General features: G+C 41.5%; 26 protein-coding genes and 1 other RNA gene. All 27 read right to left on the minus strand.

Going from position 1 to position 23,779, the window contains the following annotated elements:
* Positions 1–23: 23 nt before the first annotated feature.
* Positions 24–881, minus strand: coding sequence for a dipicolinate synthase subunit DpsA (locus DXB77_RS04745; RefSeq protein ID WP_182439431.1), 858 nt, complete (start codon positions 879–881; stop codon positions 24–26).
* A 96-nt stretch (positions 882–977) separates the two neighbouring features.
* A complete protein-coding gene (locus DXB77_RS04750) occupies positions 978–2,339 on the minus strand; it encodes a D-alanyl-D-alanine carboxypeptidase family protein (protein WP_118662745.1) in 1,362 nt (453 codons plus the stop codon).
* 54 nt (positions 2,340–2,393) lie between these two features.
* The gene (gene scpB, locus DXB77_RS04755; RefSeq protein WP_243175740.1) at positions 2,394–3,089 is read right to left on the minus strand and encodes an SMC-Scp complex subunit ScpB; all 696 of its coding nucleotides are present in this window, start codon (positions 3,087–3,089) and stop codon (positions 2,394–2,396) included.
* Positions 3,070–3,957: a segregation/condensation protein A gene (locus tag DXB77_RS04760; protein ID WP_243100140.1), complete on the minus strand. Its 888-nt coding sequence runs from the start codon at positions 3,955–3,957 to the stop codon at positions 3,070–3,072. Before DXB77_RS04760 ends, scpB begins: the two co-directional genes overlap by 20 nt.
* Positions 3,958–4,019: 62 nt before the next feature.
* Positions 4,020–5,492, minus strand: coding sequence for a stage IV sporulation protein A (spoIVA, locus tag DXB77_RS04765; RefSeq protein ID WP_117822614.1), 1,473 nt, complete (start codon positions 5,490–5,492; stop codon positions 4,020–4,022).
* 143 nt (positions 5,493–5,635) lie between these two features.
* Entirely contained in the window at positions 5,636–6,637 is a 1,002-nt protein-coding gene (locus tag DXB77_RS04770) for an NAD(P)H-dependent glycerol-3-phosphate dehydrogenase (RefSeq protein ID WP_021943932.1), read from the minus strand.
* Positions 6,638–6,688: 51 nt separating this feature from the next.
* Complete coding sequence (plsY, locus tag DXB77_RS04775) at positions 6,689–7,366, minus strand: glycerol-3-phosphate 1-O-acyltransferase PlsY (protein ID WP_118662746.1); 678 nt, start codon at positions 7,364–7,366, stop codon at positions 6,689–6,691.
* Entirely contained in the window at positions 7,366–8,688 is a 1,323-nt protein-coding gene (der, locus tag DXB77_RS04780; RefSeq protein WP_021943934.1) for a ribosome biogenesis GTPase Der, read from the minus strand. Before der ends, plsY begins: the two co-directional genes overlap by 1 nt.
* Positions 8,681–9,556, minus strand: a complete 876-nt coding sequence (pgeF, locus tag DXB77_RS04785; protein WP_347559468.1) for a peptidoglycan editing factor PgeF — start codon at positions 9,554–9,556, stop codon at positions 8,681–8,683. The genes der and pgeF overlap by 8 nt, the downstream gene beginning before the upstream one ends.
* 17 nt (positions 9,557–9,573) lie before the next feature.
* The gene (locus tag DXB77_RS04790; RefSeq protein ID WP_347559473.1) at positions 9,574–9,972 is read right to left on the minus strand and encodes a YraN family protein; all 399 of its coding nucleotides are present in this window, start codon (positions 9,970–9,972) and stop codon (positions 9,574–9,576) included.
* A gap of 3 nt (positions 9,973–9,975) precedes the next feature.
* The gene (locus tag DXB77_RS04795) at positions 9,976–10,749 is read right to left on the minus strand and encodes a ribonuclease HII (protein WP_021943937.1); all 774 of its coding nucleotides are present in this window, start codon (positions 10,747–10,749) and stop codon (positions 9,976–9,978) included.
* Between the two features lie 60 nt (positions 10,750–10,809).
* Complete coding sequence (lepB, locus tag DXB77_RS13435; protein ID WP_347559469.1) at positions 10,810–11,721, minus strand: signal peptidase I; 912 nt, start codon at positions 11,719–11,721, stop codon at positions 10,810–10,812.
* A gap of 5 nt (positions 11,722–11,726) precedes the next feature.
* A complete protein-coding gene (gene ylqF, locus DXB77_RS04805) occupies positions 11,727–12,584 on the minus strand; it encodes a ribosome biogenesis GTPase YlqF (RefSeq protein WP_118662748.1) in 858 nt (285 codons plus the stop codon).
* Positions 12,581–13,153: a signal peptidase I gene (gene lepB / locus DXB77_RS04810; protein WP_021943940.1), complete on the minus strand. Its 573-nt coding sequence runs from the start codon at positions 13,151–13,153 to the stop codon at positions 12,581–12,583. The genes ylqF and lepB (DXB77_RS04810) overlap by 4 nt, the downstream gene beginning before the upstream one ends.
* Positions 13,154–13,233: 80 nt before the next feature.
* Positions 13,234–13,584 (minus strand): 50S ribosomal protein L19, encoded by a 351-nt coding sequence (rplS, locus tag DXB77_RS04815; protein ID WP_021943941.1) that lies wholly within the window; start codon positions 13,582–13,584, stop codon positions 13,234–13,236.
* A 167-nt stretch (positions 13,585–13,751) separates the two neighbouring features.
* Positions 13,752–14,098, minus strand: a transfer-messenger RNA (tmRNA) gene (gene ssrA, locus DXB77_RS04820).
* Between the two features lie 44 nt (positions 14,099–14,142).
* Positions 14,143–14,520, minus strand: a complete 378-nt coding sequence (locus DXB77_RS04825; RefSeq protein WP_117822610.1) for a hypothetical protein — start codon at positions 14,518–14,520, stop codon at positions 14,143–14,145.
* Between the two features lie 151 nt (positions 14,521–14,671).
* Entirely contained in the window at positions 14,672–15,139 is a 468-nt protein-coding gene (smpB, locus tag DXB77_RS04830) for an SsrA-binding protein SmpB (protein WP_117784805.1), read from the minus strand.
* Positions 15,102–17,288 carry a ribonuclease R gene (gene rnr / locus DXB77_RS04835; protein WP_118484049.1) on the minus strand — a complete coding sequence of 729 codons (2,187 nt, stop codon included), beginning with the start codon at positions 17,286–17,288 and terminating at the stop codon, positions 15,102–15,104. The genes smpB and rnr overlap by 38 nt, the downstream gene beginning before the upstream one ends.
* 74 nt (positions 17,289–17,362) lie before the next feature.
* Positions 17,363–17,605 carry a preprotein translocase subunit SecG gene (gene secG, locus DXB77_RS04840; RefSeq protein WP_117807518.1) on the minus strand — a complete coding sequence of 81 codons (243 nt, stop codon included), beginning with the start codon at positions 17,603–17,605 and terminating at the stop codon, positions 17,363–17,365.
* Between the two features lie 97 nt (positions 17,606–17,702).
* Positions 17,703–18,503 carry a bifunctional hydroxymethylpyrimidine kinase/phosphomethylpyrimidine kinase gene (gene thiD / locus DXB77_RS04845; protein WP_118662749.1) on the minus strand — a complete coding sequence of 267 codons (801 nt, stop codon included), beginning with the start codon at positions 18,501–18,503 and terminating at the stop codon, positions 17,703–17,705.
* Positions 18,504–18,597: 94 nt separating this feature from the next.
* Positions 18,598–19,248: an HAD family phosphatase gene (locus DXB77_RS04850; protein ID WP_117822607.1), complete on the minus strand. Its 651-nt coding sequence runs from the start codon at positions 19,246–19,248 to the stop codon at positions 18,598–18,600.
* Between the two features lie 2 nt (positions 19,249–19,250).
* On the minus strand, positions 19,251–19,904 hold the full coding sequence (gene thiE / locus DXB77_RS04855; RefSeq protein WP_117807516.1) for a thiamine phosphate synthase: 654 nt from the start codon (positions 19,902–19,904) through the stop codon (positions 19,251–19,253).
* A 15-nt stretch (positions 19,905–19,919) separates the two neighbouring features.
* A complete protein-coding gene (gene thiM, locus DXB77_RS04860) occupies positions 19,920–20,741 on the minus strand; it encodes a hydroxyethylthiazole kinase (protein ID WP_117807515.1) in 822 nt (273 codons plus the stop codon).
* Between the two features lie 1,214 nt (positions 20,742–21,955).
* Entirely contained in the window at positions 21,956–22,684 is a 729-nt protein-coding gene (locus tag DXB77_RS04870; protein WP_117807513.1) for a hypothetical protein, read from the minus strand.
* Positions 22,685–22,703: 19 nt separating this feature from the next.
* Positions 22,704–23,183 (minus strand): pantetheine-phosphate adenylyltransferase, encoded by a 480-nt coding sequence (gene coaD, locus DXB77_RS04875; protein WP_117807512.1) that lies wholly within the window; start codon positions 23,181–23,183, stop codon positions 22,704–22,706.
* Between the two features lie 2 nt (positions 23,184–23,185).
* Positions 23,186–23,743, minus strand: coding sequence for a 16S rRNA (guanine(966)-N(2))-methyltransferase RsmD (rsmD, locus tag DXB77_RS04880; protein WP_021943953.1), 558 nt, complete (start codon positions 23,741–23,743; stop codon positions 23,186–23,188).
* Positions 23,744–23,779 lie beyond the last annotated feature (36 nt).

The raw sequence follows: 23,779 nt of genomic DNA on the forward strand, positions 1-23,779 counted from the left end.
TCATAAATTATGTGACTGTTTTATCAAAGATACGACAAAACTGCCTCGCCCAGGATCTCACCGGAAGTTTTTGGCGAATACCGTCCCGGAATCCCCAGACTATGTTTATAACAGATTCCCTGCTCATCCAGATATGCAAAATCCGTTCCGCCCGGTTTGGATGCTATATCCAGAATAACAACATCCGGACGAAGCTTTGACAAGACTGCCCGATCAAGCACAGGCGCCGGTATCGTATTGTAACAGAAATCAAATGTATCCAGCTTTTCACAGGAAGCCAACTGATTCAACAATATCGTATGACAATCCCCCATGGCTGCCTTAATACAGGCCTCCACACTTCTGGCTGTAACCGTCACCTCCGCTCCCATACGAAGCAGCTTCTGTGCAAGGACACGCCCGCATCTTCCATAACCGGTAACCAAACATTTGCTGTTTTCTATATTGATATCACTCATCATAAAGCTTTCCGTGATCGCACCTTCTGCCGTTGCAACCGCATTTTTTAGTGCAACACAGTCATCTTTCATATAATCATGACATGGTATACCTGATTCTGCACAGGCTTTTGTCAGTTTCTGTGAGATCACGCCCCCACATACCAGACCAAAGTCCCCCACCATGAAAGCAAGTGCTTCTGCCGTAAGCCCTGAGCAGCCATTGATATGGATACCGTCCTTTGTAACCGGAACCGGAAGCAACAGCCCGGTTTCTTTTAAAGTATCATCGGTCTTGAGATTTCCAATTATATCCTGTAATTTTTCTCCGGTATCTGCAAGTTCCGGCACCTTCCATGTAAAAACCGGATAGCCCTGTTCTTTTAAATATAAGACCAGATAGTGGCAACGCAGGTCACCACCCACTACAACAAACTGTTTCAAATAATAACCTCCCTGTCTCTTTTCATCAATCTTATGCTCCATATTATATAGTAACCTGTCATCTGTTGCCCGTATAATACAACTATAATTCAACGATCAGGAATAATTTCTATCAATATAATACTTTATGTACCCACTTATAAAATCCTTCCATGTCATTCCGGATATTGTTTCTGTAATAAATACCGGATAAATAGCATAGACCTTACTGTTAATTGACAGAACAACGGAACCAATCTGCATCCCGGTCTCTAACGGAAGTCCAAGTACTTCCGGCAGAATATACCGGACAGTGATCTGTTCATCTTCCCGCAGCAGCAATGTTTCTGAAAAACTGCAGTCCCATGCGATCGTGTCCGTTTCTTCCCCCTGCTGTTTTCGGTAATTGGGATCATACTGAATCGGAATGCCTGTTTTTTGCAGAATATCATCCTTTATGGTATGTTCCTGATAATGATCCAGTCCATAGTTCATAAGCTTTTTCGTATCTGCCCATTTATAAGTTTTATTCCCCGGCCAGCCGCATCCAAGCAAAGCTACGATGAACAGTTTTCCATCCCTTTCTAACGCTCCAACATAACAGTAACCGGCTGTTCCTGTAAAACCGGTTTTACCTGTCAGTGCTCCATCCATCATATTCAGAAATGCATTATGATTATTGCAGGTAAAACTTCTGGTTCCTGCAAGATTGGTAAAAGAATAGACAGACGTTCTTGTGATCGTAAGAAATGTATCCTTTTCAGGCGACTCTTTGATACAATACCGCAGGATCCGAGCCAGGTCAGCAGCCGTTGTTCCATGTATTCCATGTTTATCCTTTGCATCTAAGCCATTTGGCGTAATAAAATGTGTCTTCATGCAGCCAATATCCTCTGCCTTCTGATTCATCAGCTCCGCAAATTGTTCCACACTTCCGCCAATATGCTCTGCGATCGCAATCGCACTGTCATTATGGCTTTCCAGCATCAGCGAATACAGAAGATCTTTTAACTTATATTCCTCTCCCTCTCTGATATTAAGCTGTACATCCGGCATCTTTGCTGCATAGGAAGATATGACCACCGTATCGTCCAGATCACCATATTCAAGTGCCAGGATACAGGTAAGGATCTTCGTCGTACTGGCATTTGCACGAACTTCTTCACCTGCTTTATCATACAGGATCCTGCCGTTTTCTCCATCCATAAGAACAGCCGACAATGCATGAAGATCATTGTCTGTGATCTTTTGCTCTGTATCTACCTGAAGGGTATTACTGTTCTGTTTGCTGCGGTTATTCCAATGAACTATCCTTTGTTGCTGCGGCTGCATCACAAATGCTTTCGCAGGAATCACAGAACAGAGCAATACTGCAGCGACAAGGATCCATACAAACAGAAAACCTGCGGGAATCTTCTGTCGCCTTCTTCCTACAGGTTTCTGTTTTCTTTTATGATATTTGAAATATAACCCTAACATACAATCACCGGATATATTCTTTCTTCATAAAAATATATTCCGGATCTGTCGGTTTTATGACTCATTATCCAGCCCGAGTGTGATCTCATTTGCCTCTTCCTGTGCTTCCTTCTTAAAGTCCTCGATCTTATCCGGACTGATCATCGGAAGCTCCTCTGTCGATGCAACGCCGAAGCTTCGCAGGAATTCCTCTGTCGTTCCAAACAGGATCGGTCGTCCCGGAGCATCCAGTCGTCCAACCTCATCTACCAGTCCGTATTCCATCAGCTTATTGATCGCATGTGCACAGGAAACTCCACGGATGGCTTCAATCTCCGGTCTGGTGATCGGCTGCTTATAGGCAACGATCGACAGGGTTTCAAGCAGTACATCCGTAAGATTTGGTTTCTTCGGTGTACAGACAACCTTTGTCAGCACATCGTAGTACTCATTTCTGGTACACAACTGATATGCATTTTCAAGCTCGACCATCTTAATGCCCCGGTCAGACTGATTATAAATTTCCAGCACCTCTTCCATCTGCTTGGACAGCTTCTTTGTCTCCATCTCCAGTGCCTTAGCCAGTCGATCTACTGACACAGACTCCCCAATGGAAAACAGTATTGCTTCAACTGCAGAAACCAGATATTCTGTACTGTATTCTTTATAAACAACCGGCTGTTCTTCTACATTTTCCAGTGTTATCTCATTTACTGTTGCTTCGTTCTCTTTTATCTCACCCATACCCATCTTATCCTCGTTCTGTCTCATTGGCTTCACCATCTGCCTGATGAATGGTTTCTGCATTTGTCTCTATTGAATCCGGCACATCTGCATCTGTTTTATCTGTATCAGTATTCTGGCTGTTCAACTCATATGCAGCAATGTCATCTCTGGAATCAATGATGATCTCTCCAAATATCTCTTCCTGCCGGATCTGAATGGCTCCAATCTTCATAAGCTCTAATATTGCAAGAAATGTTACGATAATATTCGATCTCGATGCCTGCATTTCAAGCAGTGTCCGGAAATTGATGCCTGCAAGTCCGCGGACCTGTTCCCGTACCTCCGCCATCTTTGCTTCCAGTGAGATCTCCTCTCTCTCGATATTTTTGAACTTACTACGGATCGGATCTACCTTTTCAACCTGTTTCCGCATCACGGATTTGAAGATCTCATTCAGTTTTTCCAGATTCATATCATATTCCGAGATCAAAGCAACCGGATCCACTGTCGGCTTGAAATTTTTCACCTCTGCAGGAATGCTTTCTTTTTTATAAAATGCCTTTGCACCGTCAAGCTCCAGATCTTTCAGCTCACTTGCCGCATATTTGTACATCTTATACTCCAGCAATCTGCGGACAAGCTCTTCTCTCGGATCCTCTTCCTCCTCATCCTCTTCTGTTACCTTCGGAAGAAGCATCTTGGATTTGATACGGATCAGAGTCGCCGCCATGACCAGGAATTCACTCATAACATCCAAGTCTTCCTCTTCCATATAATTCACATAATCCAGATATTGCTCTGTGATCGTTACAATCGGTATATCATAAATATTTACTTTATTCTTTTCGATCAGATGAAGGAGCAGATCAAGTGGTCCTTCAAATACATTCAGTTTTACATCGATTGCCGACATATTGTCTCCCTTTATCCCATACAGACGCCATCAAGTTTTTTTCGCATCTGTTCTCTGTATGCCTATATAATAATGCAGACCAGTCCGCCATTTCCATCATTTACGATCTTCTCCATGGTATCCTGAAGCTTCTGCTTGCTTTCTACATTCATCTTATTTGTCTTTGTATTTAATCCATCCTCTACAAGCTGCTCGATCGACTTGCCAAAGATATTCACATCCCAGATATCTTCTCCATTCTCTCCGGTGCTTGTTTTGATATATTCGACCAGATCCTCCGCCTGCTCCTTCGTACCAACGATCGGTGCGATCTCTGTTGTAATATTCGCTTTGATCATATGAACCGATGGTGCCTCTGCCTTGATCTTTACTCCATATTTGTTGCCTGCCTTGATCAGCTCCGGTGTTTCCAGTGTAATATCCTTCTTTTCCGGCATTACCAGACCATAACCGCCGTTTTTCACACTGTCAAGTGCATTTATAACCCCATTGCAGAACTTTTTCTTTTCTGCCATATCTTTGATCTCTGTAATAAAATCATACTCATTATGGATTTCTGTCCCAAGCATATCGGAAAGCATCTCATAATAATATCTTCCATAGATCGTAACCTGAACACTCAGCGAACCGTCTGCAAGATTTACATTGTTATATGTATACTTTTCCACATATTCATTTTCCGGAAAAGCAAAATGAACCATATCATATATGTGCTGATTGCTGTTCATGATGTCCATGGCATTCTCGATCACACTCTTTTTGATCTTATTGTCATTCTCGGATACCTCCAGCCACTTTGGTATCACAAAATTAATACAGGTGATAGGAAAACTATACAGCATCGAAGTAAAGATCGCATTGATATCATTTCTGCTCAACTGATCACAATTTACGGGAAGAACTGCAACACCATATTTATCTACCATCGTTGCTGCAAGCTCTTTTGTTTCATTTGCTCCCGGTCGATTTGAATTCAACAGGATCACAAACGGCTTTCCAATAGCTTTTAATTCCGCTATCGTTTTCTCTTCTGCTGCAAGATAGTTTTCTCTTGCCAGATCGCCAAAGCTGCCATCACAGGTCACCACGATCCCGATTGTTGAATGACTGTTGATCACCTTCCTGGTTCCGATCTCTGCCGCTTTTGCAAATGGAATATCATAATCAAACCATGGAGTCTTGACCATCCGTTCTTTTCCATCCTCCATCTGACCTTCCGCTCCATCTACAACATAGCCAACGCAGTCGATCAGCCGGACACGCATATCGATCTCATCATCTACCCGGATCTCAACGCCTTCTTTGGGTATGAATTTGGGTTCTGTCGTCATGATCGTCTTACCGGACGCAGACTGTGGCATTTCATCCAGCGCAATCTCACGGTCATTCTCATCTTTTATATTTGGAATGACCATCATTTCCATAAACCGTTTGATAAATGTTGATTTTCCGGTTCGTACCGGACCTACAACACCTATGTAAATTTCACCATTTGTTCTGGCATTGATGTCGTTGTACACATTAAAGCCTCCCATATATACCTCCTGCATTTCTTACACATTTTCCGTTTCTGCTCCTGTATTTGTATCATAAAAAATGGAAATACAAAATCTGTTTCCTATGTAAAGATTATCATATAAGTAATATATGAAAGAGCTTTTACAAGTATGTCAAAAACTTACTCCTCTACAGATATCTCTGCCTTTCTGTCTCTGGTAAGCAGATCCACAACTGCTTCACGGGCAGGCTTTCCCTCGAATAATACCTTATTTACCTCTTCAACGATCGGCATATCGACTCCGTACTTCTTTGCAAGCTTCAGTGTCGCCTTTGCAGAATATACCCCTTCTACTACCATCTTGACCTCAGCCATTGCTTCTTTGTAGCTCTTGCCCTGTCCGATCAGATAACCGGCATTCCGGTTACGGCTGTGCTTGGACGTACAGGTAACGATCAGATCACCCATACCGGATAAACCGGCAAGTGTCTCTACATGTGCTCCCATCGCAGTTCCGAGTCGTAAGATCTCTGCCATTCCTCTGGTCATTAACGCTGCCTTCGTATTATCTCCAAAACCAAGACCATCCGTAATTCCTGCAGCCAGCGCAATAACATTCTTAACAGATCCGCCAAGTTCGATTCCGGTTACATCTGTACTGGTATACACACGGAATACATCATTCATAAACGTATTCTGGATCAATTTAGCTGTATCCATATCGCGTGCTCCGGCTACTACTGTTGTCGGAATACCAATACCAACCTCCTCTGCATGGCTTGGTCCGGAAAGAACTGCAACCTTTGCTCCAGGGATCTCACTCTCGATGATCTCTACGATCGGAGTCAGGGTTGCCTCCTCAATGCCCTTGCTGACATTGACGATCAACTGATCGTTTGTAATGTAAGGCGCGATCTTCTTTGCTGTGCTCCGGATAAATGGGGACGGAACTGCACAGACGATCATTTTTTTCCCTTTTATCGTCTGTTCCAAATCTGTTGTAAATGTGATTGTTTCATTCAGATGAACACCTGGAAGACGATCCCTCTGCTCCCTGTATGTGTTCAGCATTTCAATCTCTTTTTCATCAATGGACCAGACGGTAACATCATGTCCATTCCCCGCCAGCAGGTTTGCAAGTGCAGATCCCCAGCTTCCTGCTCCTAAAATACCTATTATCATACTAAATACCTCTCCATCTTTATAACTTTGTGGTCGATATAATTTAACATACTATGCCTGTTCTTCTGTTGCCTTATTTCTTCCCTTTAAAGAGAATTTATTCTCTGTTCCTTTGATCAGTCTGACAATATTCTGTTTATGACGATAGATTGCAAGCAAGGTAATAAGTCCTAAAACAATGCAGCTTTCAAGTTTCATCGAATCGGATGTAAAACCATAAGAACCTGTATATGCAAATATTGTATAGGAAACTAAAAGTCCCAGGACAAGGCAGATAGAACCTACGGATACATATTTGGTTACAACCACACAGAATACGAATAATCCTAGTTCAATAAGCGCAACTCTCCAATCCAGTAAACCGATTGCGATTCCGGATGTCGCTGCAATTCCTTTACCACCTTTAAACTGCATGTAAAACGGAAAATTATGTCCAAGTACAACGCCTGCCGCTGTATAGATTACAAACAAATATACGTTTTCAATGCCAAGAGCATTCATGATAATATGTGTGATACTGCATGCGATCACTGATTTAAACAGATCACCAAGGAATACAACTGCTCCAGCCTTCTTTCCAAGTACACGGAGTGCATTTGTCGTTCCTGCATTACCACTTCCATATTCCCTTATATCAATACCATGTAATTTACCGTAAATATAGCTTGTCTGGATGATACCAAAGAAATATCCTCCAACCAGACATATGATTCTCGCCAGTACTAACATTATTTTTCTTTTCTCTCCCTGATAATAAATTTTAAAGGTGTTCCCCGGAAACCAAATGCTTCTCTGATCTTGTTTTCAATATAACGTGTATAAGAGAAATGCATCAGTTCTTTATCATTTACGAATATAACAAATGTAGGCGGCTTAACAGCTACCTGCGTAATATAAAACAGCTTCAGACGTTTACCTTTATCTGTAGGCGGCTGCTGCATCGCAACTGCTTCTGTCATGATCTCGTTCAATACACCAGTCGCAACACGAAGCGAGTGATTCTCGATGACAGCATCGATTGTTTCAAATAATTTCGGAAGTCTCTGTCCGGTCGCTGCCGATACGAATAACAGCTCTGCATAAGGCATATAAGACAGCTTTTCCCGGATCTCCTTTGTAAACTTATAAATGGTCTTGTCGTCTTTTTCCACAGCATCCCATTTGTTTACAACGATGATCATACCTTTTCCACGTTCATGTGCAATACCTGCGATCTTCGCATCCTGATCTGTGATACCCTCTGTTGCATCAATGACCAGAACCGCTACATTACATCGTTCAACAGCCGATACAGTACGGATGATACTGTAACGCTCAATATCTTCTTTGATCTTGCTCTTTCTTCGAAGTCCTGCAGTATCAATAAACACATACTCCGTTCCATTTCTGACGATTTCGGTATCGATCGCATCTCTTGTCGTTCCGGCAATATCAGATACGATCACACGGTTTTCACCCAAAAGCTTATTGATGATCGATGACTTACCTACATTCGGCTTACCGATAATGGCAATTCTAGGTCTGTCATCTTCCTCTTCATTTTTTGATTCTTCATCAAAATGAGACACAACTTCATCTAACATATCTCCGATTCCAAGTCTGGATGCACCGGATATTGGAACAGGATCGCCCAGTCCGAGATTATAGAACTCATATACATCATTCATATATTTCTCAAAGCTGTCCACCTTGTTTACAACAAGGATCACCGGCTTCTTCGATTTACGGAGCATCTGGACTACCTTATGATCATCGTCCACAAGTCCCTGTCTGACATCTGTCATAAATATGATAACATCAGCAGTCTCAATGGCGATCTCTGCCTGCTCCCGCATACTTTTTAAAATAATATTGTCGCTTTCCGGCTCAATTCCACCGGTATCTATGATCGTAAAATTATAATCGAGCCAGCTCACATCTGCATAGATTCTGTCTCTGGTTACGCCAGGCGTATCTTTTACAATTGAAATTTTCTCTCCTGCCAGTGCATTGAACAGGGTAGATTTACCTACATTTGGACGTCCAACGATGGCTACTATCGGTTTACTCATTTACGTTTCCTCCGTCTGCTGTCGATTTCAGCATGATAACAGCTCCCAGATTGCCACGTTTCCCATGGCTCGCCCTGTGTGAAAACAGGAAATCCGGATTGCAGCATGTACATATGTCGGTTACATTTATATGGTCAGGCAATATACCTGCACCAGTCAGATTATAATAATTTGCCCGATGTAAATCAAGCAAATACTTACCATTTCCAATTTTTTTTGTCATTTTATCATACTGTTCCGGTAAATAAGCATCCTGAAATGCCTCAGCTACATCCTCGCTTACCTCATAACAGTTCTGACAAATAGACGGTCCGACCGCACAGATCAGATCCGAAGCCTCACATCCATACTCCTTATTCAAGGCTTCGACCATATGGAGGCTGATATTCTTAACGGTTCCGCGCCAGCCGGAATGATTCATGGCTACAACCTCTTTTACAGGATCATAGAAAAAGACCGGTACACAGTCCGCATAAAACGTGATCAATGGCAAATCCTTTACATTCGTCATCAGACCATCTGTTTCCGTTATATCCGATTCTCTTGTGATACCTTTTCCGGCATCTTCCTCTGTTATTTTACGGATCACAGTTTCATGTACCTGATCAGAAAATACCAGTCTTCTGTAATCATATCCGACTGCCTGTGCCAGCCTCCTGTGATTCTCCATAACTGCATCCATATCATCTCCACGATGAAAGCTCAGGTTCATCGTAGAATATATTCCTTCACTGACCCCACCATGTCTCGTTGAAAATCCATGAACTATCCCCGGCAGTTCCAGATTCTTAAATACAATATATGGAACTCCGTTTTCCTCTTTTATCTCTGTTGTCTTATCCTGATTGATATATGTTATGTTATACATTTTCATACCTCATAACCTTAATAATATCCCTGATAAGGGAAGGCATCTTTCATATGATGGATCTCATTCTCCGCCACCGCAACCACATCGAATCGTACCGGTGTATTGTAAGGATCATATCCATATCGTTTCATATAATACAGGGCTACCCTGCTGATCTGACGCTGTTTGACAGGTGTTACCGCCGCCTCCGGCGATCCGTATCTGCTGTTGCTCCGATATTTTACTTCTACAAATATCAGATACCCATCTTTTGATACGATCAGGTCGATCTCTCCGGATGCGACCCGGTAATTTCTCGCAAGTATCCGGTAACCTGCATCTTTCAGATATGATGCAGCCATCTCTTCATATTCTGTTCCCTTTTTTCTTGTATTATAATGGTCGATACAGTTGTTCTCCTTTTTTCTGTCTATCTTCTATTCTTTCCAGAAATGTGTGATAAAAGATCTTCTGTGGATCTCACATGGTCCAAGTAATTTTAATGCTTCTATATGCTCCTTAGATCCATACCCCTTATTCTTTGCAAATCCGTATCCCGGATAGATCTCATCATAAGAAACCATCAGACGGTCTCTTGTTACCTTCGCTATAATACTAGCGGCAGCGATCGAAGCAGATTTTGCATCTCCTTTTATGATCGAAACCTGTGGGATCTCTACCTCCGGTATCTTAACCGCATCGTTTAATAACAAATCTGGCTGAACCGTAAGCTTACGGATTGCGATCCGCATGGCTTCATAATCTGCATTTAAAATATTGATCTGATCGATCAGCTTCTCATCTGCCATACCGATTCCGTAAGCAACCGCTTTTTCTATAATCTCATCATATAATTCTTCACGCTTCTTTTCAGAGAGCTGCTTGGAATCATTCAGGTATAGAATATCGCAATTCTCCGGCAGAATGACAGCCGCAGCTACTACCGGACCTGCAAGCGGGCCACGGCCTACCTCATCAATTCCACAGATATACTGACAGTCCGCATGCTGTCTCTCATATTCAAACATATGCTCCATCCGGTCAAGCTCTTTTTGATGTGCTGTAAGCTTCTTTTCAGCAGAAAGGATCAGTTTTTTTACACCTTCCCTGTCATCCTCTGCATATCTTTCCATCACATGTCTGACTGAATGTATATCTGCATTTGCAAATTCGGATTTAATCTCTGTTATACTTTTTCTTTTATTTTCCATCTCATCCTCATATAAGCATAAATGGCTGTTGTTTCTTACACGACAGCCATTTATCTGTACTTATTGTTCTTCTTTATTTAAAAAACCGAATCCACCGGTAAACCGGAATACTGCTTTCCCCACAAATTTATTCTTATGGATATTACCGACATCCGACAACCGGCTGTCCCGGCTGTTATTCCGGTTATCACCCATAACAAAATACTCATCATCACCAAGTGTGACCGGTTCTGCCGCAAGCCCTCTGTGATTTTCTTCTATGACTTCTTTTCCATAATCTTCCTCCAATGGTTCATCATTGATATAGATCACACCATCTTCATCAATATATACGGTTTCACCCGGAAGTCCAATGATACGTTTGATATAATAGGTATCATCTTCTTCCTCGTATGGAAATACAACAATATCAAAACGTTCCGGATCTTTAAAATGATAGGACAGTTTATCGATCCAAAGGCTGTCACCATTATGAAGGGTATCATTCATGGAGTCTCCGCTCACCTCTGTACGCTGTCCAACATATGTAAGGATCAACCAGCATACTGCAACGATCGCCAGAATATATAAAGCGAGACTGATTAAATCTTTTACGATATTGATCTCTTCTTTCTCCTGTTTCTTCTTTTTCTTGTCTTTTTTCTTCTTTTTTCTCGGCTGTTCTTCTTCCTCCAGTACATGAGTATTGGAGGATGCATCTGAATCAGCAAAATAATTCGTTACTGTTTCTCCGGCTTCATTTACAACATCAGACGCTGCTTCATTCTTTTCTTCCGTCTCTGCCTGCTCCGAAGGAATTGTTTCTGTTTCTTCCTTCTTCTGCTCCGGATCTATTCCCTTTTTCTTTAACTTTGCAAGCTGCTTTTCACGCTTCTCTTCAAGCTTTTTAATCTCTTTTTCCCGTGCTTTTTTTGCGGGATCATCGTCAAATATAGCATTCAGTGCTTCCACACGTTCGTTATCATCTTTCATATCAACTACTTATCCTTTACAACAGCCGGTCGTTCCAGTGATATCCTGCCAAGCTTTCCTGCCCGGAAATCATCCAGTAGCTGCGCTGCAGCTTTATCGATATCCAGTTCGCCGCCTTTTTTTATACATGCCCTTTTTTCTGCGATCTGTTCCAGAATATGAACAGAATCGACATCCTCATTAATATTATACCTATCAACAAGGCTCTGACAATAGTTTAATTGTAAAAATTTGATCAATTCATACGCAAGGTCGGTAATACTTAAAATCTCATCATTGATCGAACCGATAAAAGCAAGTCGTAATCCAACCTCTTTATCATCAAATTTGGGCCACAATATTCCTGGGGTATCCAATAATTCAATATCTTTTCCAAGACGTATCCATTGCTTTCCCTTTGTAACACCCGGCTTATTTCCAACCTTTGTACATGCTTTTCTGGCATAAGAATTGATAAATGTAGATTTACCGACATTTGGAATACCAACAATCATCGCACGAAGCGGACGGTTAATGATACCACGCTTTCTGTCCCGCGCGATCTTTTCTTTACAAGCTTCCTTTACCACATTACTGATATTCTTCATGCCATCACCGGATCTTGCATTGATCTTTGCTACAAAAAATCCTTTTTCTTTATAATAATTTTCCCATTCTGCTGTTGCTGATGCATCTGCTAGATCTGTCTTATTCAACAGGATCAGGCGGTATTTGTTCGCTGCAAGTGCATCAATATCCGGATTCTTGCTGCTATATGGCACTCTGGCATCGATCAGCTCGATCACAACATCGATCAGCTTGATATCTTCCTGCATCATACGTTTTGCTTTTGTCATATGTCCGGGATACCATTGTATATTCATCGTGTCTTTATCCTTCCTAATATCTCTGCTTTTTTCACATTTCCCACTTTCAGGAATCTGGAATCTTCACTGTTATTGACATTATCACCAAGCAGGAAATACTCATCATCCCCCAGCTTTACTTCATTCTCTGCCAGTCCTGCTGTAAATATATAATCATCAAATGGCAGATCCGTCCGTTCACTGCCATCAATATATAATTTTCCATCTCTGATCTGAACGGTCTCTCCCGGCAATCCGATCACACGTTTAATATCATAATAAGCATCCGGCGTATCAACACTTCGGTATGCAACAATGTCATATCGATCCGGAGAGCTAAGAAGGTAACATAACTTATTTACTGTAACCTTCTCCTGATTAGTACACACCGGATTCATGGAATCACCAACGACATACACAGACTGAAAACAATAAGAAACCATTCCATATCCCAGCACAACTGCGATCAGAACGGACAACAGCCAGCCAAATATCGTTCTGACCGTACGCCTAAAGCTTCTTTCTTTTCTTCTCTGCCGACGTTTCTCCCGCCGTATTCTTTTTCTGCGTTCACTTTTATCGCTCATATCTCTACTCCGATAGATTCATATTACAAAAATGGCTGGAGCTATCAACCCCAGCCACTTTTTCATGTAACCTGTAAAAATTATTTAACAAGCTCTTTAACCTTTGCAGCTTTACCAACTCTTGAACGTAAGTAGTAAATCTTAGCTCGTCTTACTTTACCATGTCTAACTACTTCAATCTTCTCAACAAATGGTGAATGTACTGGCCATGTCTTTTCTACGCCAACACCGTTTGAGAACTTTCTAACTGTGAAAGTCTCTCTGTTGCTTCCACCCTGTCTCTTAATAACAGTTCCTTCGAAAATCTGGATTCTCTCTCTGTTACCTTCTTTGATCTTGTTGTGTACTTTAACAGTATCACCTACTGCAAAGTCAGCAACTTCTGTCTTCATCTGAGAAGCTTCAAGATTCTTAATGTAATCGCTATTCATTTGTGTGACCTCCTTGATATTTAGATGTTCTTACTACCACACCGGTACAGAGGACCATCGATTTTTTTCACAACTCGTTCAGTTTACCATACAAATAAAAAGAATGCAAGAAAAATCTACACCTTTTTTGGGTGTACGACCTTGCATCCTTTTTGCCATAGTTCATGCTATGGAGCTGGTGGGATTCGAACCCACGTCCAAAAGCTCATTCATCACGGCATCTCCCATCACATTCCGTATTTTAACATTTCCTCAGTACCACGCCTACGGACAGGCTGGATACATCAGTAGCTTCATGAATTTTCCGATACCGCAAAGCTTAAGCACCGGAGTTTCCCGTTGGATGATACCAGATCTGAAAGGTACGGGGGACCTTAAAGCTGGCAGTTGCCTTTAATTAGGCAGCGTAAGCTAAATTATCGTTAGCGTTTATATTTAATCTAAGTTTTAACGTGGTCCTAGTCCACGGATGGCTTCCATGACTGCAAAACCCCTGTCGAAACCAGTCAACCCCTGGTTTATAAAGGAAAGCTCTGTTGTCAGGTGCTTTCTTATATATTACTCAGCAGCTTCTGTTGTGTCAGTCTCTGCTGTAGTTGTCGTTTCAGATGAAGCATCTGCTTCAGAAGCTGTATCTTCAGAAGTATCACTGTCAGTATCCTCTGCATCGGATGCTGTAGCTGTACTGCTGTTCTCAAAATAGCTTCCATATCCCTGTTCTGCCCATGTCTGGCTGACATATGCGCCAAGCTTCTCAGCTTCTACATACTTTGGAATCGCTTTGTATATCTTTACACCCAGTGTAGCTGCAAGAATACATCCAACTAACACGCCAAATATGCACCATCCAAGGATTTTCTTTCTCTTTTCACGCTTCATGATCGCTGCGCGGTTCTTCTTCTCATATTTTCTTTTATCTACTTTACTCTGGCTCACTTACCTGACCTCCCAGTAAAAATCTTATTGGAGTATATCACATCTGTATGAAATATTCCAGTATTTCACAAAATCTTTAAAACTTCATATGAAATATCGGGAATTATCCAGTCCATCAGCCTCGGAGATTCTGGAAATCCTGTATCAAATCTTACAAATTACGGATCTTGAACTCACGCTCATTCTCACGCTTGACATCCTTCTTCGCAATGTCCTGACGTTTGTCGTATAATTTCTTACCTTTTGCCAGTCCGATCTCCATCTTAACCAGACCGTCACGGATATAAACCTTTAAAGGAACGATCGTGTATCCCTTCACCTGCTGGGCTCCCATCAGCTTATTGATCTCGTATTTGTGAAGTAGCAGCTTTCTGGTACGAAGCGGGTCTTTATTAAATATATTACCCTTTTCATATGGGCTGATATTCATACGGTAAATGTAGATTTCTCCTTTATCGATACTGATAAAGGATTCTTTGATGCTACAATGTCCTTGTCTGACTGATTTTACTTCTGTTCCGGCCAGTGCGATCCCTGCCTCGTACTTTTCTTCTATGAAATAATCAAAATATGCCTTTTTGTTATTTGCGATGAGTTTGTTTCCTCTTTCCTTTGCCATGTCCTGCTTCATCTCCTTCTTTGGCATCTGACCGGATCACGAATTCGATCCGTCTGCTCTGTTTGTCTGCCAGCTTTACTTTTACCTTAACGGTATCACCGATCGAATATTTCTTTCCGGTTGATTCTCCGATCATAGCATATTCATCCTGCGAATACACATAAAAATCGTCATAAAGTGTCGACACATCTACAAATCCCTCAATAGTATTTGGAAGCTCTACAAAAATACCACGGTTGATGACTCCTGATATGATACCTTCAAATTCTTCTCCGATATGATGCTCCATGTATTCCACTTTCTTTAAACGCTCGACCTGACGTTCTGCTTCTTCTGCGCGGCGTTCTTTTCTGGAATTATCATCGCTAACCTTTGGAAGGATCGTATCATAATGCGAAAGTCTCCTGTCATCCAATCTTCCATGAATATTATCCTTGATGATCCTGTGGATCTGAAGATCCGGATATCTTCGGATCGGCGATGTAAAATGGCAGTAATATTTACAAGACAATCCAAAATGTCCTTCACATTCCGTCGAATATCTCGCCTGCCGCATCGTACGAAGTGTCATACGGCTGATCAGATTCTCACATGGCTCACCCTCGATCTTTGATAACAGCTTCTGGAACTCCTTCGGATGAATATTCTCTTTGGATGCCTTAAAGTAATATCCAAACTTGCTGATCAGAATGGATAACTGCTTTACACGCTCCGTATCCGGTGCTTCATGGATACGATATTCAAATGGAATCTGTTGCCAGAAATAGTCCTCAGCGATTGTCTCATTTGCAGCCAGCATAAAGTCTTCAATGATCTGATTCGAACGTCTTCTCTCATACACTCCGATATAAGATACCTGACCGTCTTCATCAACTGTGATCTTAGACTCATCAAAATCAAAATCAATCGAACCTCGCTCATGTCGGATCGTTCTTAACAACTCTGACACATGAAGCATTAATTCAAACATCGGAACCAGTTCTTTATATTTTTCTGTTTCTGTCGGATCATGATCCTCTACGATCGCAGATACACTTGTATATGACATTCTGCGGTTAACATTGATCACCGATTCACAGATCTTATGATTGATGATCTTGCCGTTTGCATCTATATCCATCAGGCAGCTAAGCGTCAGACGGTCTTTTCCCTCATTCAGTGAACAGATACCGTTTGACAGCTTATGCGGCAGCATCGGTATGACCTTATCGATCAGATAACAGCTTGTTCCACGCTTCAACGCTTCTTTATCAAGTGGAGAATTCTCCCTTACATAATGTGTAACATCTGCAATATGAACGCCAAGCTTATATAACCCGTTTTCCTCATAGAGTGTGATCGCATCATCCAGATCCTTTGCATCCTCTCCATCGATCGTAACGGTCTGCAACTGTCTGAGATCGGTTCTTCCTGCCATCTCTTTCGTTGTTACCTCATCCGGTATATTCTTCACCTCTGCCATAACAACATCCGGAAAATCAACCGGAATATCAAGATCTCTTACAACCGATAATACATCCGTCTCCGGATCATTAATATGTCCAAGTATCTCAACGACACGTCCCTCTGCAGATTTAGACTTTTCTCCATAATTTGTGATCTCCACAACAACCTTATGTCCGGTTACTGCTCCCATGGATTTCTTCTCCGGTATAAAGATGTCACTGTCTAATTTACCGTTATCCGGTATCACAAAACCAAAGTTCCGGTTCTTCTGATAGGTTCCGACCAACTGTTTTAAACCTCGTTCCAGAATCCGTTCTACATGCGCTTCTGTTGATCTGCCCCGGTTGCCGGATGCAACACGGATCAGCACTTTATCATTATGGAATGCTCCCATCGTATACTTCTGTGGGACAAAGAAATCTTCCTTATATCCTTCCACACGGACAAATCCAAATCCTCTCTGATTGCTGATGAATGTACCGACAAGGACACCCTTTCCAAGCTTCTGATACTTACCTTTGGAGGTTTTCTCGATCCTGCCCTCATCGACAAGCTCATTTAAGATTTCTAACAGATCATCCTTATCACGTCCTCCGATCTGAAGCAGATAACAAAGCTCTTTAAATTTCAACGGTCTGTAATCATCGTCATTGATCAGGGTATATATATTCTCTTTTCTTTCATTCTTTAATTCTTCTGTCATAAATACCTCTCCGTATATCTAAAAAGTGCTTACATATAGGATATATGTAAGCACTGATAAATTCTGTATATGAACTAGAACAGCTTAGAATCAAGAAGCAATGCAATTACTATAAAAAGAATACCAAGCACTGTTGTGATCTTTCTGAGAACCGCATCTTTTGAACTTCCTTTATTCTTGCCCCAGTATGAATTATCATAATTACCGCCGGTAATTGAACTTGTCAGACTGGCTGATTTACCTTCCTGTGACAGGACAATAATTGTTAATGCTATACATATAATTACATATACGACCATGATAATTGTCTTTACCATATTGCCACCTCCATTCCAAGTGTTCTGGTATCAAATGCGCTTTTACACCAACTTTGTCCATAATAACATAGTCATTTGAGATTCGCAACCACTTTTTTCATGATTCTGCAAATCTGCTTTTCAGATCAAAGCCATGATTCATAGGTCCGCTTCCATGTCCCAGATCCATGCCATCCGCAAGCGCACCAGATATATAATCTTTTGCGTTTCTTATCGCCTCATCGATCTTATACCCTTTTGCAAGATTTGATGCGATTGCACTTGATAGTGTGCATCCGGTTCCATGAGTATTCGGATTATCGATCCGTTTTCCATAATACCAGTTGACTTTTCTGTCCGAATATAAGACATCATTTGCATCGTTGATACTGTGTCCTCCCTTGCAGAGAACCGCACAGCCATAGACTTTTGATATTTTTTCAGCTGCACGAACCATATCCTGTTCATCACGGATCGTCATTTTGGCCAATACCTCTGCTTCTGGAATATTCGGAGTAATGACCTCTGCGATTGGAAGCAGACATTCTTTTAAAGCACCGATCGCATCTTCGTCGATCAGCCGGTGTCCACTGGTTGATATCATAACAGTATCCACTACCACATGTTCTGCCTGATATTCCTTTATTTTATCTGCGATCACACGGATCAACTTCTCGGAAGCGACCATACCGATCTTAATCGCATCCGGCCGAATATCCGTAAATACGGCATCAAGCTGTAAGGCGAGCATCTCGGATGATGTTTCCTGAATTCCTGTTACCCCCAGCGTATTCTGGGCGGTTAATGCAGTGATCGCACTCATGGCATAACAACCATTTGCCATAATGGTCTTTATATCTGCCTGGATTCCCGCACCGCCGCTGGAATCACTTCCGGCTATTGTAAGAACTGTCTTCAACCCTTTTGTCTCCTTTACTTTTACAAATACTTTCGTTACCGGTCTGTTCCTGTCTGCTGTACATTTTTATCAATTCTGTATCATACCGGTTTCTTTAAAGGAAGAAAATATTATATAATTCCTTTGTATTGTCAACATACAGCGTACTATATTTTTTCAACTCATTTATATGCTCCGCACTTGCAGCATCATAGATGCCACATACTTTGAAACCTGCATCAAATGCTGTTCTTGCGCCATGATAAGCATCTTCAAACACCCATGTCTCAGCAATGTTCGTCTGCATACACTTTGCTGCCTGAATATAAATATCCGGATGTTCTTTCCCAATTCCTACCTCCGAGCAGGTAAGGATCTTTTTGAAAAACTGATCCATATGATTATGCTTCAGTACGGCTTCGATATGAACCCTGTCTGTCGCAGTCGCTACTGTCATTGGGATCTTCCGCTCCTGTAAGGCAGATAAGAACTCTATGATCCCCGGCTTTGGTTCTGCTTCATTTCTGTAAAATGCACCAATCGTTTCATTGATCCCATCTATGATCTCAAGAATCGTTTTTGATAAACTGTAATTCTTCTTAAGATATTCTGCCGATTCTGTAATCGTAAAGGTATACAGTTTTTTCTGGAGATGGGGTTCTGCTTCGATACCCATTCCTGCCAGATACCGTTCTGCCGCATGTTCCCACATTTCCATAGAATCGATCAGTGTTCCGTCTATATCAAAGATCGCACCTTTTATCATCCTTATTCTCCTAACATCTTCTTTGTCTGTTTTTTTAGATCTGCCGTGGCAGCCTCAATATCTGTCTGACCAAAGATCGCGCTGATAACTGCAATACCACAAATTCCACTTTGATTTAATTTCACAACATTATCTCTGGTTATGCCGCCGATTGCAATAACCGGGATATGCACATGCTCACAGATTTCCTTTAACGTCTCAAAACTGACTTCTGTTGCATCATCCTTGGATCCGGTTGGAAATACCGCACCAACGCCCAGATAATCCGCTCCATGCTCTTCAGCCAGTTCTGCCTGTTCCACTGTCTGTGCAGATACACCGATGATCTTATCGTCTCCCAGCACCTTTCTGACATCTAAGGCCTCCATATCCGACTGTCCGACATGAACACCATCCGCTCCGATCTTCTTTGCAAGCTCTACATTGTCATTGATCACAAAAGGAACCTTATAGTTTCTACATAATTTCTGGATCTCAAGCGCTTCTTTATAAAATGCTTCATCATCCAGATTTTTCTCACGAAGCTGGATAAAGGTCGCTCCGCCTTTTAATGCTGCCTCTACCTGACTGATCAGAGTTGCACCGTTCAACCAGTGTCTGTCTGTTACTGCATATAGCAGAAGCTCCTCCGGTTTTGTATTTGTCTGCTTACTCATAGCCTCATTCACTCCTTATCTGATCTCACACTTTGCCATACTGCAAAGCTTATCTGCATCCATATTATAGATTGCGTCAATAATGCGGTTTCTATAAGTTGAATTGCCATCTGTAGACTCCATATTCGCAAATCCGACTTCTCCGGCAACTCCCATCAGTATAACGGCAGTTGCAGCAGCTTCCAGTTTGTTATCCGGATTTGCTGTCAGATAAGCTGTCATAAGACCGGACAACTGGCATCCGGTTCCTGTGATCTTACCCATCTCCGGTCTTCCGTTCCGGATCACATAACAGGTATCTGCATCTGCTACCAGATCGATTGCTCCTGTAACAGCAATGATACAGCCAAGTTTTCCCGCAAGTTTCTTCACAAAAGTAACTGCCGGATCGAGAGTATCTTCTGTGACTGCATCTGCCACATCTGCATCTACGCCTTTTGTACTGCCGGAACCAAATGCAAGTGTCTTGATCTCGGATATATTTCCACGAATCACATCAAATTTTATTTCATTTAAAAGCTTTATCGCTGTCTCCGTACGAAGTCTGCTGGCACCTGCGCCCACCGGATCAAGCAGCACGGCATGTCCCAGCTCATTTGCCTTTTTGCCGGCGGCAAGCATAGATGGGATCGTATTCTTATTTAAGGTTCCAATATTAATATTTAAGCCACCACAGATACTGGTGATATCTTCTACATCGTCAATATCATCTGCCATGATCGGACTTCCTCCACATGCCAGAAGCACATTTGCAACATCGTTTACTGTTACATAATTCGTGATATTATGCACCAGTGGAGTTTTCATCTTTACATTTTCAAAACATGTTTTTATCATTTTATCTACCTCCTGTAATAGCAGCTTAACTATACTCAGTTTTCTTCTCTTTTTCAACTATTTTTATTTGAAAAGATATTCTCTTATTTAAAATTCCTGCCACCAGCCTGCCCGGCTGATTTATATTAATTAATGTCTACTTCTTTCAATTTATAATTCATAGTAATCACGCTTTTTTCATAAAATACTGATGAACACATGAACTGGAGTTTTCCTTATGAAGCATCCTTCTGTCTTATCGGTCCGCTCATTCTTCTTATATCCGGCTTTCATCCTGCTTATTATCGTCCTTTGCCTGAATTCTTCCTTTGTTTCCAAAAGTTTCGCAGAGGGTCTTGTGTTGTGGTATAACAATCTGGTGCCCCTTCTGCTCCCATTTCTTCTAATCTCCGGCTTCTTTCTCTCGATGATCGACTGGAACCATCCAAACCGGGCAGGCTGTCTGATTCTGTTATTCTTATGCGGTCTGTTCTGCGGCTACCCGGTCGGCGCGATTGCTATAGGCAGGCTCTACAAAAATCAAGTCATATCAAAAAATTTCGCCCATGCCATTATGCCCCTCTGCAACAACATCAGTCCTATGTTTCTGATGGGATATGTCTGTAACCAATATCTGAACGGACAGATAAATACTATCACCGTACTGGCAATCATCTACCTGCCACAGATCTGCTATGCTATCCTGTACTATCTGCTATCAAAAAATTCTTTACATATTTCGCTTTTTAAACAAAATAAAAAAACAGTTCACAGATCTCCTAATGATGCGAAAGATCTCCAAATACCTCTCTCTGAAACTACGGGCACTATGTCCGAATATGCTGCAGCACAGGATATCGGCAATTCACCATCTGTTATCGAAAACAGTATAACAACCATCACCGTTATAGGAATCTATGTCGCTGTTTTCTCCGTTTTGTATAACCTTGCGATTGCATGTGGAGGAAATATACCAACTTTCCATATTCTGGCATGCTACCTGGAGATAACAAAAGGTCTGTCCGAATTATCCGTTTTTCCACTTTCTTCCATACAAAAAACAGCTCTGATCCTTTCTGTTACATCGTTCGGAGGAGTCTCATCCCTCTTCCAGTCCATGCACATTTTAAAAGATACAAAGCTGTCTTTTGTACGCTATACATTCGGTAAATGTATCTGCGCTGTATTCAGTTATCTAATGACTCTTTTATTCTTAAATTACAGGATATAAATTCCTAATCATCTAAAAAATCATCGTCAAAATCATCATCCTCGTCATCTTCGTCATCATTGGAGTATTCTGTCTTACCATATACGTTATAATCCTGCTCATTTTCTACAGTTGTATTATTCTCCTCTGATGCTGTCTGTGTAGCTTCTTCAGGAGCTACAGCCTGCTGTGCTGCTCCGGTCATATTTGCAATATCTCCATTAATCTCATTTGTATTATTCAATACAATATCCAGATTTGACTGTAAGGACTGAATCAGGTTATCGTAATTTGTCTTTTCAGCCTCTAATGTTGCATTAATATAATTGCTGACCTCTGTAAGCTTATCCTTCGTGTAATACATAGAACCCAGACGAATCTCGTTTGCATCTGCATTTGCTTCGTTTACAATCTGATCAGCCTGACTTCTTGCCATATCTAAAATCTCATTCGCACGGATATTTGCAAGTTCTACGATCTGACTCTGATCAACCAGCTTATTTGCCTCTGCAACAGATTCTGTAATAATGGAATCTGCCCTTGTTCTGGCATCTGCAAGTATGGCTTCCTTGTTACGCATGATCTTCTTGCAACGCTCAATTTCATTTGGAAGCTTTAATTTTAATTCATTCAGCATCTGTTCCAGATCATCCTTTGGAACAATAATCATACTGGATGACAATGGTTTATACTTACAATTATCTATAAAAATCTCAATCTCGGAAATCATTTCCTCAATGCCTTTTTTTGCCATGACTTATTTCCTCCTAATACTATCTGCTATATTTTTCTTTTATCCGATCGACAACTCCTGCTGGTACAAACTGTTCCACATCTACACCAAAGCTGGCATACTCTTTTACGATACTGGAACTCAGATATGCATAATCAATACTGGTTGTCAAAAATACGGTGTCTATCTCAGGAGCAACCTTGCGATTACTCTGCGCGATCTGTAATTCATATTCAAAATCGGTTACAGCCCTTAAGCCTCTGATGATCGTCTTCACCCCATTCTGTCTGGCAAAATCAATCAGCAGACCTCCAAAACTCTCAACACGAACATTCGGTATGTCTGACACCACTTCAGACAACATATTAACACGTTCTTCTACAGAAAACAATGGAGTTTTTGAAGTATTATTCAAAACACCGATTATAACTTCGTCAAACATCTCCGCAGAGCGTCTGATAATATCAAGATGTCCTAATGTTACGGGATCAAAGCTTCCCGGATATATTGCACTGCTCATTTTTATAGAATCTCCTGTATAAATGTATGCTTATTTGTCTTGTATTTCTTCACACGATCGATCTCATATCCTATATCGGTCAGATAATCGTATTCCGTATCCAGATCTGATTCTACAATGATCCAGGTATTCTTATCAACAATGCCGGATGATGCAAGACGGTTCAGCACCTGTTTTTCCAATAATTTTCCATATGGCGGATCCATAAATATAATATCAAACACAAGTCCTGACCGTTCCAGACTGTCGATCGCTGCAACACAGTCTCCTGTGATGACTCTTGCCTTATCTTTCAATTTCGTAAATTCCAGATTCCGGTTAATGCAGTCAACCGCTTTCCGGTTCTGTTCTACAAGGACTGCCTGTTTTGCTCCACGACTCAATGCTTCGATCGCAATCGCACCGCTTCCGCTGAACAGATCCAGGAATGTACAATCCGGCAATTCTCTCGATATGATATTAAATAAGGTCTCTTTGATCCGATCGGTTGTCGGTCTGGTATCCATCGTGTCGATCGTTTCCAGCCGAAGACTTCTGGCAGTTCCCGCTATTACTCTCATAAATCATGATCTCCCATAGGTTGTTAAAATCTTTTT

Source organism: Clostridium sp. OM05-9, from assembly GCF_003481465.1.
Taxonomy (GTDB): domain Bacteria; phylum Bacillota; class Clostridia; order Lachnospirales; family Lachnospiraceae; genus Coprococcus; species Coprococcus ammoniilyticus.

What these genes read in the sequence shown, in the direction of transcription:
- DXB77_RS04770 (WP_021943932.1), bottom strand. Translation starts at nt 6,637, where the DNA reads ATGATAATAGGTATTTTAGGAGCAGGAAGCTGGGGATCTGCACTTGCA.
- DXB77_RS04850 (WP_117822607.1), bottom strand. Translation starts at nt 19,248, where the DNA reads ATGATAAAAGGTGCGATCTTTGATATAGACGGAACACTGATCGATTCT.
- der (WP_021943934.1), bottom strand. Translation starts at nt 8,688, where the DNA reads ATGAGTAAACCGATAGTAGCCATCGTTGGACGTCCAAATGTAGGTAAA.
- thiM (WP_117807515.1), bottom strand. Translation starts at nt 20,741, where the DNA reads ATGATAAAAACATGTTTTGAAAATGTAAAGATGAAAACTCCACTGGTG.
- lepB (WP_021943940.1), bottom strand. Translation starts at nt 13,153, where the DNA reads ATGAGCGATAAAAGTGAACGCAGAAAAAGAATACGGCGGGAGAAACGT.
- rsmD (WP_021943953.1), bottom strand. Translation starts at nt 23,743, where the DNA reads ATGAGAGTAATAGCGGGAACTGCCAGAAGTCTTCGGCTGGAAACGATC.
- coaD (WP_117807512.1), bottom strand. Translation starts at nt 23,183, where the DNA reads ATGAGCAGTGCAATATATCCGGGAAGCTTTGATCCCGTAACATTAGGA.
- rplS (WP_021943941.1), bottom strand. Translation starts at nt 13,584, where the DNA reads ATGAATAGCGATTACATTAAGAATCTTGAAGCTTCTCAGATGAAGACA.
- secG (WP_117807518.1), bottom strand. Translation starts at nt 17,605, where the DNA reads ATGGTAAAGACAATTATCATGGTCGTATATGTAATTATATGTATAGCA.
- rnr (WP_118484049.1), bottom strand. Translation starts at nt 17,288, where the DNA reads ATGACAGAAGAATTAAAGAATGAAAGAAAAGAGAATATATATACCCTG.
- ylqF (WP_118662748.1), bottom strand. Translation starts at nt 12,584, where the DNA reads ATGAATATACAATGGTATCCCGGACATATGACAAAAGCAAAACGTATG.
- DXB77_RS04870 (WP_117807513.1), bottom strand. Translation starts at nt 22,684, where the DNA reads ATGGCAAAAAAAGGCATTGAGGAAATGATTTCCGAGATTGAGATTTTT.
- spoIVA (WP_117822614.1), bottom strand. Translation starts at nt 5,492, where the DNA reads ATGGGAGGCTTTAATGTGTACAACGACATCAATGCCAGAACAAATGGT.
- lepB (WP_347559469.1), bottom strand. Translation starts at nt 11,721, where the DNA reads ATGAAAGATGATAACGAACGTGTGGAAGCACTGAATGCTATATTTGAC.
- scpB (WP_243175740.1), bottom strand. Translation starts at nt 3,089, where the DNA reads ATGAGACAGAACGAGGATAAGATGGGTATGGGTGAGATAAAAGAGAAC.
- DXB77_RS04750 (WP_118662745.1), bottom strand. Translation starts at nt 2,339, where the DNA reads ATGTTAGGGTTATATTTCAAATATCATAAAAGAAAACAGAAACCTGTA.
- DXB77_RS04795 (WP_021943937.1), bottom strand. Translation starts at nt 10,749, where the DNA reads ATGGAAAATAAAAGAAAAAGTATAACAGAGATTAAATCCGAATTTGCA.
- smpB (WP_117784805.1), bottom strand. Translation starts at nt 15,139, where the DNA reads ATGGCAAAGGAAAGAGGAAACAAACTCATCGCAAATAACAAAAAGGCA.
- pgeF (WP_347559468.1), bottom strand. Translation starts at nt 9,556, where the DNA reads ATGTATAACATAACATATATCAATCAGGATAAGACAACAGAGATAAAA.
- plsY (WP_118662746.1), bottom strand. Translation starts at nt 7,366, where the DNA reads ATGTTAGTACTGGCGAGAATCATATGTCTGGTTGGAGGATATTTCTTT.
- DXB77_RS04760 (WP_243100140.1), bottom strand. Translation starts at nt 3,957, where the DNA reads ATGTCGGCAATCGATGTAAAACTGAATGTATTTGAAGGACCACTTGAT.
- thiE (WP_117807516.1), bottom strand. Translation starts at nt 19,904, where the DNA reads ATGAGTAAGCAGACAAATACAAAACCGGAGGAGCTTCTGCTATATGCA.